The sequence below is a fragment of the Burkholderia sp. MS455 genome (assembly GCF_016899445.1).
GTDB classification, from domain to species: domain Bacteria; phylum Pseudomonadota; class Gammaproteobacteria; order Burkholderiales; family Burkholderiaceae; genus Burkholderia; species Burkholderia pyrrocinia_C.
In genome coordinates this window covers 2,968,355-2,981,106 of the sequence record NZ_CP041779.1, presented here as the reverse complement: position 1 = coordinate 2,981,106, position 12,752 = coordinate 2,968,355, and the positions used below count along the sequence as shown (strand labels likewise).

Annotated in this window: 10 protein-coding genes and 1 pseudogene; 5 read left to right on the top strand and 6 right to left on the bottom strand. The window is 67.6% G+C overall.

The genetic code is table 11. From position 1 onward, the window contains the following. The first annotated feature begins 155 nt into the window (after nucleotides 1-155). Complete coding sequence (locus tag FPJ27_RS32850) at nucleotides 156-983, top strand: ferritin-like domain-containing protein (protein ID WP_034178954.1); 828 nt, start codon at nucleotides 156-158, stop codon at nucleotides 981-983. A 76-nt stretch (nucleotides 984-1,059) separates the two neighbouring features. Continuing rightward, complete coding sequence (locus FPJ27_RS32845; RefSeq protein ID WP_204424409.1) at nucleotides 1,060-1,566, top strand: hypothetical protein; 507 nt, start codon at nucleotides 1,060-1,062, stop codon at nucleotides 1,564-1,566. On the opposite strand, the gene FPJ27_RS32840 is transcribed toward FPJ27_RS32845, so the two are convergent. The 3 genes from FPJ27_RS32840 to FPJ27_RS32830 form a co-directional block, all read right to left on the bottom strand. Further along, a complete protein-coding gene (locus tag FPJ27_RS32840) occupies nucleotides 1,560-3,005 on the bottom strand; it encodes a DEAD/DEAH box helicase (protein ID WP_072443438.1) in 1,446 nt (481 codons plus the stop codon). The genes FPJ27_RS32845 and FPJ27_RS32840 overlap by 7 nt on opposite strands. Nucleotides 3,006-3,132: 127 nt before the next feature. Continuing rightward, a complete protein-coding gene (locus FPJ27_RS32835) occupies nucleotides 3,133-4,431 on the bottom strand; it encodes a cytochrome c (RefSeq protein WP_204424407.1) in 1,299 nt (432 codons plus the stop codon). Between the two features lie 19 nt (nucleotides 4,432-4,450). Continuing rightward, complete coding sequence (locus FPJ27_RS32830) at nucleotides 4,451-5,215, bottom strand: c-type cytochrome (protein ID WP_072443436.1); 765 nt, start codon at nucleotides 5,213-5,215, stop codon at nucleotides 4,451-4,453. 378 nt (nucleotides 5,216-5,593) lie between these two features. On the opposite strand from FPJ27_RS32830, the gene FPJ27_RS32825 reads away from it, so the two are divergent. Then, nucleotides 5,594-6,526, top strand: coding sequence for a CopD family protein (locus FPJ27_RS32825; protein ID WP_072443434.1), 933 nt, complete (start codon nucleotides 5,594-5,596; stop codon nucleotides 6,524-6,526). 156 nt (nucleotides 6,527-6,682) lie between these two features. On the opposite strand, the gene dgoD is transcribed toward FPJ27_RS32825, so the two are convergent. Further along, complete coding sequence (dgoD, locus tag FPJ27_RS32820; protein WP_072443519.1) at nucleotides 6,683-7,831, bottom strand: galactonate dehydratase; 1,149 nt, start codon at nucleotides 7,829-7,831, stop codon at nucleotides 6,683-6,685. A gap of 155 nt (nucleotides 7,832-7,986) precedes the next feature. Here dgoD and FPJ27_RS32815 point away from each other — a divergent pair, with 155 nt between their 5' ends. Continuing rightward, entirely contained in the window at nucleotides 7,987-8,670 is a 684-nt protein-coding gene (locus FPJ27_RS32815; protein WP_072443432.1) for an FCD domain-containing protein, read from the top strand. A gap of 27 nt (nucleotides 8,671-8,697) precedes the next feature. Here the strand turns inward: FPJ27_RS32815 and FPJ27_RS32810 are convergent, their stop codons facing one another. Beyond that, nucleotides 8,698-8,946, bottom strand: coding sequence for a DUF1272 domain-containing protein (locus FPJ27_RS32810; RefSeq protein WP_072443430.1), 249 nt, complete (start codon nucleotides 8,944-8,946; stop codon nucleotides 8,698-8,700). Nucleotides 8,947-9,098: 152 nt separating this feature from the next. Between FPJ27_RS32810 and FPJ27_RS32805 the strand changes: the two are divergent. Beyond that, nucleotides 9,099-9,447, top strand: a pseudogene (locus tag FPJ27_RS32805) (GFA family protein). A gap of 34 nt (nucleotides 9,448-9,481) precedes the next feature. On the opposite strand, the gene FPJ27_RS32800 reads toward FPJ27_RS32805, so the two are convergent. After that, nucleotides 9,482-12,589, bottom strand: coding sequence for a transglycosylase domain-containing protein (locus FPJ27_RS32800; protein ID WP_204424405.1), 3,108 nt, complete (start codon nucleotides 12,587-12,589; stop codon nucleotides 9,482-9,484). Between the last annotated feature and the right edge of the window lie 163 nt (nucleotides 12,590-12,752).

Genomic DNA, 12,752 nt, shown 5'->3' with positions numbered 1-12,752 from the left:
CTCTGGAGCACGAACGTCAAAGTCCGGCTAAGATGCCAAGATGGTTCGGCCGGACCAATTCACTAGAAACGCAAGTAATACGCCGCCTGCGGGATGGTCGGCGCCTGTGCCAAGGCATGGGCCGGCCCCCGCGCGACGACTGGGAGCGCACCACCATGGACACTAAAACGACGCATGTCATGCCGTGGCGAATCGAGGACATCGACCTGAACCGGATCGACCGTCAGCGTGCCGCCGCGAACGAGGATCTGCTGCTGCTGCTATGCGCGTCGTCGTTCATCGAAAGCGGCTCGGATCTCTACACGAGCAATCTGAGCGAATTCTTCAACGACGATCCTGAAGTATCCGAGTGGCTCAACAATGCATGGGAGCACGAAGAGTTGCAGCACGGCCGCGCGCTGAAGGCGTACATCGCGCACGTGTGGCCCGAGTTCGACTGGGATACCGCCTTCGCGAATTTCTTCGCCGAGTATTCGAAGACCTGCAAGGTCGAGGCATTCGAGAAGACCCGCGCGCTCGAGATGGTCGCTCGCTGCGTCGTCGAGACGGGCACGGCCACGCTCTATCGTGCGATCAACGAATGCTCGGACGAGCCCGTGCTGAAGGAAATCACCGACAACATCCGCACGGACGAAGTGCGTCACTACAAGCACTTCTTCAAATTCTTCAAGAAGTACAACAAGCTCGAAGGCAATGGCCGGCTCGCGGTGCTCGGTGCGCTGGCGCGTCGCGTGATGGAAATCAAGAACGAGGATTCCGAGATCGCGCTGCGCCACGTGTTCGCGGTTCGTTATCCGGATCGCGTCGGCGACAGCCAGTACAACCGCGAGCGCGCCGCGCGCATCAGTACGCTCGTGCGGCGCAACCTGTCGGCCGACATGTGCGTGAAGATGCTGCTCAAGCCGCTCGACCTGCCCGCGAGGATCCAGCCGGGCGTCCATTATCCGCTCACGAAGATCACGCGGCACGTATTCCTGCGCTGATCGCCGCGGCCCGGCCCGGCTGGCGTATGCTGCCGCATCGTCATCCGATCTTGATCCGCACCGGGGCCACGCCATCATGACCGATACCCATCGCCACGCGCTCGAACAATGGACGTTCGACGCGTGGCCGCCGGCCGTCGTATCGCTGTTCGACGGCACCGCGCTCGAGCGTCATGCCGATATCGCCGCGTCGCTGATCGTCGCGATCGACGACGGCCAGTTGCGCACTACGCTGCTCGGCGTCGGCGAGATCTATGCGCACGATGCGCGCACGCTGCTGCTGGCGCTATGGCCGCAATCGCGTGCGGCGCGCGCGCTCGCGCAACGGCGCGCGGCCGCGTTGACGCTCGTCGCGGACGGCGCATTCTTTCAGGCGCAATTGAGGATCGAGCCGCTCGAAGGCGACTTCGGCGGACTGGCCGGATTCGCTGCGACGATCGCGCACGGCGATGCGCAGCGGGTCGGTTATGCGCGTCTCGCGACAGGCGTCACGTTCACGCTGGAAGGAGAGCGCGCCGCGGTGCTCGCGCGCTGGCAACGCCAGGTCGAGCACCTGCGGCGCGCGGCCGCGCGGCTTCAGTGACCGCGCTGGCCGCTGCGCGACGAACGGTTGCGGTTCGGGTGCGCGGCGTTGCCGCTCGCGGGGCGCGCGCTGTTGCCGCCGCCCGCCGGGCGTCCGCCGCTGCCGCCGGCGCCGCCTTGCGTGCGCGGCTTCGCGGCCTTCTGCTGCGATGCCTTCGGTTGCGCGTTGCCGTCGCGCTTCGCGGCCGGCTGGCCTGAGCCGCCTGCGCGCGGCTGGCGATTGCCGCCGCCACCACCACCACCGCTGCGAGGTTGCTGCTGCCCGCGGCGCTGCTGGATCGGCTCCGGCTTCGCGTTCGGATCGGGTTCGAAGCCCGCGATCACTTCCTGCGGAATCTCGCGCTTGATCAGCCGCTCGATGTCGCGCAGCAGTTGCTTCTCGTCGACGCACACGAGCGACACGGCTTCACCGGTCGCGCCCGCGCGGCCCGTGCGGCCGATCCGGTGCACGTAATCCTCGGGCACGTTCGGCAGGTCGAAGTTGACGACGTGCGGCAACTGGTCGATGTCGATCCCGCGCGCGGCGATATCGGTCGCGACGAGCACCTGCAGCGTGCTGTTCTTGAACTCGGCAAGCGCGCGCGTGCGGGCCGATTGGCTCTTGTTGCCGTGGATCGCCATCGCGCTGATGCCGTCCTTCGTCAACTGTTCGGCGAGCCGGTTCGCGCCGTGCTTGGTGCGCGTGAACACGAGCACCTGGAACCAGTTGTGTTCGCGGATCAGGTGCGTGAGCAGCTCGCGCTTGCGGTCGCGGTCGACCGGGTGGATCTTCTGCGCGACGCTCTCGGCGGTCGTGTTGCGGCGCGCGACCTCGATCAGCGCGGGCGAGTCGAGCAGGCTGTCGGCGAGCGCCTTGATCTCGTCGGAGAAGGTCGCCGAGAACAGCAGGTTCTGGCGCTGCGGCGGCAGCTTCGCGAGCACGCGCTTGATGTCGTGGATGAAGCCCATGTCGAGCATCCGGTCGGCTTCGTCGAGCACGAGGATGTCGAGATCCGACAGGTCGATCGTCTTCTGCTGCATGTGGTCGAGCAGGCGCCCCGGCGTCGCGACGACGATGTCGACGCCGCGCTTGAGCGCATCGATCTGCGGATTGATGCTGACGCCGCCGAACATCACGGTCGAGCGCAGCTTCAGGTACTTGCTGTAGGCACGGACGCTTTCCTCGACCTGCGCGGCGAGTTCGCGCGTCGGCGTGAGGATCAGCGCGCGCACCGCGCGCTTCGCGCCGCGATGCTCGGCGTAGAACGTGTGCAGGCGCTGCAGGATCGGCAGCGTGAAGCCGGCGGTCTTGCCGGTGCCTGTTTGTGCGCCGGCGAGCAGGTCGCCGCCGCCGAGCACGGCGGGGATCGCCTGCTGCTGGATCGGAGTCGGCGACGTGTAGCCGAGCTCGTTGACCGCCTTGACAAGCGGTTCGGCCAGGCCGAGAGATTCGAAAGACATAGATACCACTCTTGAGTTTTATGATCGGCGACACCTCGCGCGGCCCGCGCGGGGACTGGCGTCGCAAAAAGCAAAGGGGCGCGGCTGCGGTTTCCCGCAGCCACGCCCCGTTTGCGTCACGCGTTATTTAGTCAAGCGGCGCGGAACGCAGGTCGCTCACCTGTTGCGGCGAGATCGGCGTACCGTTGTTGCCCCACGACATCCGGATATACGTTACAACGGCTGCGACTTCCTGGTTCGACAGCGACTGCGCGAACGGCGGCATGCCGTACGGACGCGGATTCTTGAACGTGCTCGGCGGATAGCCACCGTTCAGCACCATGCGGATCGGGTTGACCGCCGATTCCATCATGATCGAGTGGTTGCCCGCGAGCGGCGGATATGCCGGCGGCTTGCCCGCGCCGGTTTCGGCGTGGCAGGTCGCGCAGTTGTCGGCGTAGATCTTCTTGCCCTGGTCGAACAGCGCATTGCCGAACTGCTTCGACGGCTCGTACTGCATGTTCTTCGGCGCTTCAGCCTTCTGCGGGATCGACTTCAGGTACGTCGACATCGCGCGCGTATCTTCGTCGGTCATGTACTGCAGGCTGTTGTGGACCACGTCCGCCATCGGACCGAACACCGCGCCCTTCTGCGACACGCCGGCCTGCAGCAGGTCGGACAGCTCCTGCACGTGCCAGTCGCCGAGGCCGAGTTCCTTGTCGTTCGTCAGCGACGGCGCATACCAGTTCTGCAGCGGGATCAGGCCGCCTGCGAACGCCGACGAACTCACCGGGCCGCCCATCATGTTGATCGACGTGTGGCACATCGAGCAGTGGCCGAGGCCTTCGACGAGGTAAGCGCCGCGGTTCCATTCGACCGACTTCGTCGGATCCGGCTTGTACTCGCCTTCCTTGAAGAACAGCGTGCGCCAGCCGATCAGCAGGTTGCGGTTGTTGAACGGGAACTTCAGTTCGTGCGGACGGCTCGGCACCGACACCGGCGGGACCGAACGCAGGTACGCGTAGATCGCGTCCGAATCCGAGCGCGTGACCTTCGTATAGCTCGCGAACGGGAAGCCCGGGTAGAGCAGGCTGCCGTCCTTCGAGCGACCCGTGTGCATCGCGCGGTAGAAGTCGTCCGACGTCCACTTGCCGATGCCGTCCTTGTCGTCCGGCGTGATGTTCGGCGTGTACATCGTGCCGAACGGCGTTGCCATCGGCAGGCCGCCCGCGAACGACTTGCCGCCGCGCACGGTGTGGCACGCGATACAGTCGCCGACGCGCGCGAGGTATTCGCCCTTCTTGATCAGCGCGGCCTGGTCGGCCGGCGTGGCCGCGACGGCGGCAGCGCCGTGCAGCGTGTCGTTGCCCGGCCACAGGACCGGCACGAGGGCGGTAGCCGCGACGATCGCGACAGCCGAGAGTGCAAACAGGGACTTGCGTTTCATTGTGTCTGTCTCCCTTGCCTTATTGCGGTTCGCTGCCGCAGGCGAGCGGAGTCTTCATCGAGCGCGCCGGGGCCGGCACGGGGTTGGCGGGCGCCGGTTGCGCGGCGAGCCATGCGGTCACGGCCGTCACGTCTTCGTCGGAAAGCTTCGCTGCGATGTCGTGCATGCAGTCCGGTGCCTTTGCGTGGCGGTTGCCCGAGCGCCATGCGCCGAGCTGTGCGCTCAGGTAATCGGCGTGCAGGCCGACGAGGCCGGGGATCGCCGGCTGCATGCCGGTCAGCCCTGCGCCGTGGCAGGCCACGCAGGCCGGCAGCTTGCGGGACGGGTCGCCCTGCGTGACGAGCTGCTTGCCGCGCGCGAGCGTCGCGGCCGGCAGCGTCGGCTTCGCCGGCGTCGGGTACGGCGGACGTTCGGCCGAGAAGTGCTCGGCGATTTCGCGCAGGTAGTCGTCGTTCAGGTACGTCAGCAGATAGTTCATCGGCGGGTACTTGCGCCGGCCGTCACGGAAGTTGACGAGCTGGTTGTACAGGTACTCGGCCGGCTTGCCGGCAAGACGCGGGAAGTAGTCGTTGTCCGTACCCTGGCCGTGGACGCCGTGGCATGCGGTACAGCCGCGCACGCGCTCGGCCATCGTATCGGGTGCCTTGAGCGGCGCCTGCTGGGCGTGCGCTTGCTCCGTGGGCTTGGTCTGCGCTTGGGCAGCGCTCATAAGGCCCGCTCCGCCGATCAACAGAACGGCGAGCAGCGGACGGAAGAGGCGTCTTGAAGACACACGAGACTCCATGATTATTCGTCGGGGACCTTGTCCGGGCTACGATCGGCTCGGCGCATGGACGGCAGGACAGCCGGGCTGCTGCGACGCGGCATTCTATCATCGATGGGTAATGACGGCTATTTGGCAAAAGGACAGCGGTTCCTGTCTGTTTACGACTTGCGACAATTTGACGCGTATTGCACAGCGGCGAAGTGAACCGGCGTGCGCTTTCGCCATCGAAGACCGTACACTCGCGGGTCGCGCGGCGCCGCCTCCGCCGCAGGTCCAGTCATTTCTCCCGTTTCCGGATTCATCGATGACGTTTTCTACCGTGCCGTTGCCTCGTTCCCGTTGTCTGTCCCGTTGCCGCCGCGCCGCCGGCCGGCCGTTTGCGGGAGGGTGCGCGCAATGAAGTTCGACAGCTTGTGGATCGGGCAGGTCGCGCTCGCGGCGCTAATGGACGCCGCGTTCGCGATGGCGGTCGGCTCGGCGCTGCTCAAGGCCTGGCTCGGCAAGGACGGCGCGCGGCCGGTCGTCTCGCCTTCGCATCCCGCGTGGTTGCGCGCACAACATTCTCTGGTCGCGGCGGCGCTGGCGCTCGTGCTCGCGGATCTCGGCTGGCTGGTCTACGAGGCCGCGACGATGAGCGGCGCGGGGCTCGGCGGCGCGTTGGCCGCGATTCCCGTCGTGCTGATGCAGACGCACGCGGGCTTCGCGTGGAGCGTCGCGTTCGCCGGCGCGGTGGTGCTCGCGATCGTCGCGCTGGCGAAACCGGAGGGCCCGGGCGCGCACGCGGTGCTGTGGCTCGCGGTGATCGTGGTCGCGGCCGGCAAGGCATCGCTCGGCCATGCGGCCGATACGGGCGCGTTGTCCGCGGCGGTCGGCGTGCAGACGCTGCACCTGCTCGCGACGGCCGTGTGGGGCGGCCTCGTGCTCGCGGGCGGGCTCGCGGTGCTGCCGGCGCTCGGTTCGTCGGTCGCACGCGGCGCGCTGATCCGCATCGGCCAGCAACTGTCGCGTACGTCGATCATCGCGGTCGTCTTCTTGCTCGCGACGGGCGTGCTCAATGCGCTGCGCGGGCTCGGCGGATCGCTCGCGCCGCTCGACGGCAGCACGTGGGGGCGCGTGTTGCTGCTGAAGCTGCTGCTCGTCGCGCTCGCGCTCGTGCTCGGCGGCCTGAACCGCTTCTCGGCGCTGCCGCGGCTGCGCCGCACCGCGTCGACCGAGGATGCGCACACGTTCCGCAACATCCTGCATCTCGAAGGGATGACGATGATCGGCGTGTTCGTCGCGGCCGCCGTGCTGTCGTTCAGCGTGCCGGGGTTCGCGGCGCTCGGTTGACGGCAGGTTCCGCATGGCGCGAAGCAAGGTCGCCGGCGCGTGCGCGGCACGTGCCGTTCGTCGCGCCGCGCATGCAAAAAATCGGCCGCCTGTCGGGCGGCCGTTCCGAAGTCGATGCGTACCGCGCGGGCCGCAGCCGCGCGATACGCAGCGTGCTCACCACTCGGCGACGCTGCCATCCGCGTGGCGCCACACCGGGTTGCGCCAGCGGTGGCCCGTCTTCGCCATCTCGCGCACCTTCTCCTCGTTGACGTCGATGCCGAGCCCCGGGCCCTGCGGGATCGCGACGAAGCCGTCCTCGTAGCGGAACACCTCGGGATTGCGCAGGTAGTCGAGCAGGTCGTTGCCCTGGTTGTAGTGGATGCCGAGGCTTTGTTCCTGGATGAATGCGTTGTAGCTGACCGCATCGAGTTGCAGGCATGCGGCGAGCGCGATCGGGCCGAGCGGGCAGTGCAGCGCGAGCGCGACGTCGTAGCTCTCCGCGAGCGTCGCGATCTTGCGGCACTCGGTGATGCCGCCCGCGTGCGACGCGTCGGGCTGGATGATGTCCACGTAGCCGCCCGCGAGGATGTGCTTGAAGTCCCAACGCGAGTACAGCCGTTCGCCGAGCGCGATCGGCGTGTTGGTCTGGTTGACGATGTCGCGCAGCGCCTCGGCGTTCTCCGACAGCACGGGTTCCTCGATGAACATCAGCTTGTACGGGTCGAGCTCCTTCGCGAGCACCTTCGCCATCGGCTTGTGCACGCGGCCGTGGAAGTCGACGCCGATCCCGACGTGCGGGCCGACCGCGTCGCGCACGGCCGCGACGTTCGCGATCACCTGCTCGACCTTGTCGTAGGTGTCGACGATCTGCAGCTCCTCGGAGCCGTTCATCTTCACGGCCTTGAAGCCGCGCTCGACGACCGCGCGCGCATTGTTCGCGACGTCGCTCGGCCGGTCGCCGCCGATCCACGAATACACCTTGATGCGATCGCGCACCTGGCCGCCGAGCAGCGCGTGCACCGGCACGCCGTGATGCTTGCCCTTGATGTCCCACAGCGCCTGGTCGACGCCCGCGATCGCGCTCATCATGATCGGGCCGCCGCGGTAGAAGCCCGCGCGGTACATCACCTGCCAGTGATCCTCGATCAGCAGCGGGTCGCGGCCGACGAGGTAGTCGGCCAGTTCCTGCACCGCGGCCTCGACCGTGTGCGCGCGGCCCTCGACGATCGGCTCGCCCCAGCCGACGATGCCCTCGTCGGTTTCGATCTTGAGGAACAGCCAGCGCGGCGGGACGACGAAAGTTTCGAGGCGGGTGATTTTCACGATGCGAGTCTCCATGGTTGACCGGCGCGGGCGCACGGGCGCGGCGCGCGGTCGCGTGCTTTCAGGATTATCCTAGCGTAGCCGGATAAAAAATAGTATTAATAGCATTATTGTGCAGATAGTGGGCAGCCGGCACGCGGGCCCAACGGAGAACGATCATTCAACACGACCTGCATGGACAGACGGCTTTCCGGCTTGCGACGGCGATCCTGCGCGGCGACTATCCGCCCGAATCGCTGCTGCCGAGGGAGCCCGACCTGATGGAGATGTACGGCGTGAGCCGCACGGTGATGCGCGAGGCGCTGCGCACGCTGACGTCGAAGGGGCTGGTCGAATCGCGGCCGAAGGTCGGCACGCGCGTGCGGCCGCGCCATGCGTGGAACCTGCTCGACGCCGACCTGCTCGACTGGTACGCGCGCGTTGCGCCGCCGCTCGCGTTCGCGCTGAAGCTGCAGGAGATGCGCGAGATGATCGAGCCGTACGCGGCCGCGCTTGCCGCGCGCGCGCATACGCCGGAAGCGTTCGACGCGATCGACGACGCGGCGCGCGCGATGGCCGCCGCGCGCAACGTCGACGAATGGGTGCGCGCCGACCTGCGCTTTCACCTGAGCGTGCTCGCGGCCGGCGGCAACGAATTGCTGATGCCGCTCGGCGCGCTGATCGACCGCACGCTCGAGGCGCAACTGCATCTGAATGCGCGTCGCGCGGACGTGTACAACGCGTCGCTCGCCGAGCATACGGCCGTCAGCGATGCGATTCGCATGCGCGACGAGGACGGCGCGCGCCGCGCGATGGCGGCGCTGCTCGCGGTGACGCGCGCGCGGATCGAGATGTCGTGACGGAACGGGGCGGGCGGGGCGGCGCCGTCAGGCGGCGTTTGCGCAGCCGCCCGGCTTGTGGATGCGTTCCGTCGACGCAGGATACTTCGCGAGCAGGCTCGCCGGCCGCCGCGGGCGCACGACCAGGTCGCCGCCGCAGTTCGGGCAGCGGCCTTTCAGCACGTCGTCGGCGCAGGTCGCGCAGAACGTGCACTCAAACGTGCAGATGCGCGCCTCCGCCGAATCGGGCGGCAGGTCCTTGTCGCAGCATTCGCAGCCGGGGCGCAGTTCGAGCATGATGGTTTTCCTTGGTTGGGGAGGGTCAGGACGGGCGCCGCCGGACATTGCGCGCGGCGCATGTGCGCGCTACTGTACCCGCTTGAATCGGCCTGGCCAACGGCGTCCGTCCGGGCGCCGCCGACGCGCACCGGCCGCACCGGGAGACGATGATGCTTTATCGCGGAAGCTGTCACTGTGGAGACGTGAAGTTCGAAGCGGAAGGCGACTTGCAGGGCGTGATGGCAGTGCAACTGCTCGATCTGCCAGCGCAAGGGCGCGCTGATGTGGTTCGTGCCGCGCGACCACATGAAGCTCCTCACGCCCGACGAGAATCTCGCGACCTACCTGTTCAACAAGCACGTGATCAGGCATCGCTTCTGCAAGCGCTGCGGGATGCATCCGTTCGCCGAGGGCGTTCATCCGAACGGCACCGCGATGGCCGCGATCAACGTGCGCTGCCTCGAGGATATCGACCTCGACGCGCTGCCCGTCACGCACTACGACGGCCGCTCGCACTGAGCGGCGTGCCATCGCGTGAACTTACGTGCCGCGGTCAGGAAGGTTGCGCCGACGCGGCGCCCGGCGCGGGCATTTCCGCCTGCGGCGCGGGCTCCGCGGCGTGCGTGCCGGTGGCGGCCGGACGTTCGATCAGCGGCGCGAGCGCCGGCGCCATCGATTTCAGCAACTGCACGGCCATCGCGCTCGTGAAGTCGTAGCGCGCCGCGTACGGTTCGTGCGCGGTTGCCGTCAGGACCCCGAAGAACCGGTCGCCGATCACGAACACGAACGTGCCGCTGCGGTTCACCTTGCGCGATTCGATCAGCCGCGCGCCGCGCGCGTAGACGTTGAAGCGCTGGTCGCCCGTCCCCGTCTTGCCGTATACCTCGAGCGTCTTGCCGTCGGGCAGCGTGAAGCCGCCCGCGAGGCGGCGCGCGGTGCCGCTGAGCACGACGTCGCGCAGCAGCGTGTGCGCCACGTTGACGATTTCCGGCGACAGCATCGGCTGCGGCTGCGCGGTCGCGCGCACGAAGCGCGTCTCGTACGGCGTGCCCTTCGCGAAGTCGAGCCGCGTGATCGTCTCGGTCGGCGCTTTCTGGCCGCCGTTCGCGATCAGGCCGATCAGTTTCGCGAGCGCGTCGGGCTGGTCGCCCGATGCGCCGATCGCGGCCGCGTAGGACGGCGTGACTTCCGCGAACGGGTAGCCGAGCGCGCGCCACGACTTCGTGATCTCCGCGTACGCGCGCAACTCGACCATGCGGCGGATGCGGCGGTCCTGGGTCGCGTGGTAGCGCGTCTTGTACAGCCACGAATACGTGTAGAAACGCGCATCGCGGCTCTCGCGCTGGACCTCGCCGAGCGGCGCACTCGGGTGCGCGCGCAGGTAGTTGAGCGTCCACAGCGCGAGCGGGTGCACGCTCGCGATATAGCCGCGATCGTTGAGGTTGAACCGGTCGATCGCGTATTTCGCGTAGAGCGCGGCGAGATCGTCGTCGGACAGCGTCGCGGCCGGCGTGCCCTTCAGTTGCGCGCGCATCTGCGCATCGAACCACGCGAGCGATTCGTTCGGCGCGACGCTGCGCAGCACCGTCGCGATCTTCGGCGGCGACTTGCGCACGTCCTTCAGCATCAGCGCGAGTGCGTCGTCGGGTGCCTTGCCCGCATAGCGCGTGTAGTAGCGCTTCACGTAGACCTGGCTTTCGCCGTCGACGAACTGCTGCAGGTAATGCCGGCGCTGTTCGGGATCGCCGAGCCACGACGACGACGGGCCGGCCGCCTGCAGCGTCTCGTAGTGGACGATGTCGCGCATCAGCCGCACGAACACGAGGTTGACCGAATGCTCGAACGCAGTGTGCAGCGTCAGGATGCGGCCGTTGTCCGACTTCTCGAAGTTCGAGAACACCTGCGCGCCGCCGCCCGTGTAGAACACGTCGGGGCTCGCCGAGTACTTGCGTTCGACGGCCGCGTCGAGCATTGCCTGCAGCGAGCGGTCGCGCGTATGCGACAGATAGTCGAGCGCCCAGCGCGACAGCCCGTCGACCGGGTCGGGTTTCACACGCGCAAGCTGCGCGTTCGACAGGTTCGCATAGCGCGCGTGCAGGTCGGAAACGATCTGCAGGTACGTGATCAGCGTGCGCAGTTTCGCGGTCGAGCCGAGGTTGATGCGGCCGCCGCGATTCACGTCGAACGGCTCGTTCACGCTGTCGGTCTGCACGCGCAGCATGTTCGCGCCGTTGCGGCGTTCGTACAGCGTGAAGCTGTACGTGAGATGCGACGGGTCGTCCTTCGGCGCGAGCATCTCGTAGCCATAGAGGCCGGCGGCCTGCGCGCCGTCGCGCGTCGATGCCTTCGCGAGCCGCTCGGCGACGGCTCGCTGCACGCCGTTGTCGAGCGTGCTGGTCGCCTCCAGGTCGAGCAGGTCGAGCTGGTACACGTCGCTGATGCCGAGTGCCGACAGCAGCGACGCACGCGCGGACGACACGGCCTTGCGCGACACGAACGACTGCACCTGCGCGGCGGCAGGCGGCGCGCTGCGTTCGATCTGCGCGGACAGCGCGGCATCGCGCAATGCAGGCGAGATCACGCCGCCGTTCGACAGCAGCCGCAGGTAGCTGTCGGTCAGCCGCTGCAGCGCCGGGTAGCCGCGGTTGAGGAAGTAAGACGGCGCGCGCTGCGCGATGATCAGCGACAGCACCTCGCGGAACGTCTTGCCCTGTTCGTCGACGTTGTCGCCGGTCGTCGGCGCGGACAGGATCCGGTTCACGTCGTTGAAGTCGCGGCCGTACCAGGCGGCGAGACCGTCGCCGATGCCGGTGATTTCGCCGATATGCGGCCGCGCGGCGAGCGGCACCGAGTTCAGGTAGCGCACGACGATCGTGCGGCGCGCGAGCATCGTCTGCGGGCCGTTCAGATACGCGCGGACCGATGCCGACGCGATCTGCCGCAGCTTCTCGGGCGGCGTCGCGGTGCGGCCTTCGGGCGAATGGCGGAACTTCTCGATCTGGGTCGCGAGCGTGCTGCCGCCCGGGCGCGCCTGGTGACGGTTGACGACGTGCAGCGCCTGGTCGGCGAGCGCGCGGCTGAAGCGGCCCCAGTCGATCGCCGGGTTGCGGTTCGGTTCGTTCGCGTCGAGCAAGTAGCGATCCTCGATGAACAGCAGCGCATCGACGACCACGCGCGGCACCGTGTCGAAGTCGGCATAGACGCGCTGCGGGAATGCGGTCGCGAACAGCGGCGCGCCGGTCGAATCGAACAGCATCAGGCCCGTCTGGTCTTTTTCTTCGTAAGGGAGGAACAATCCGCGCTCGCCGAGCGACAGCATCCGTTGCGAATCGCGCGCCTGCTTGCCGACGACGAAGCCGCGCGCGAGCAGCCGCTCCTGGAACGACGGAATCATCGCGTAGCCGAGGCGCTGGTCGTAGGGGCCGTTCGCGGGGAAGCGGATGTGATCGCTCGGGCCCGTTTCGACCGTGTAGCCGACATCGCGGGTGAGCTCGGACAGGTAGCGCGCCTGCAGCCGGGACGTTTCGATCTCGGTCTGCACGAGTCGCGCGACGATCGCGAGCGCGATCAGCAGCGCGGCCAGCAAGGACCATTTGACCCACGTCCAGACCGATGCGAGACCGGTCACGCGCGGCAGGATACGATTAAGCGGCCGATTCATGGCGGCGTCTCCCTAAGGGCGCAGGCTGTCTGGCCGCACCCCATTAAGGATTAGTGTAGTCCTCAACCGCGGGCTGCCAAGGGCGGTTCACTACCGAGATGCGCCGATGCAACGCGCATGCCTGTGACGCGCGGCGACCGGCGTTGCGATGCGACGGCGCACG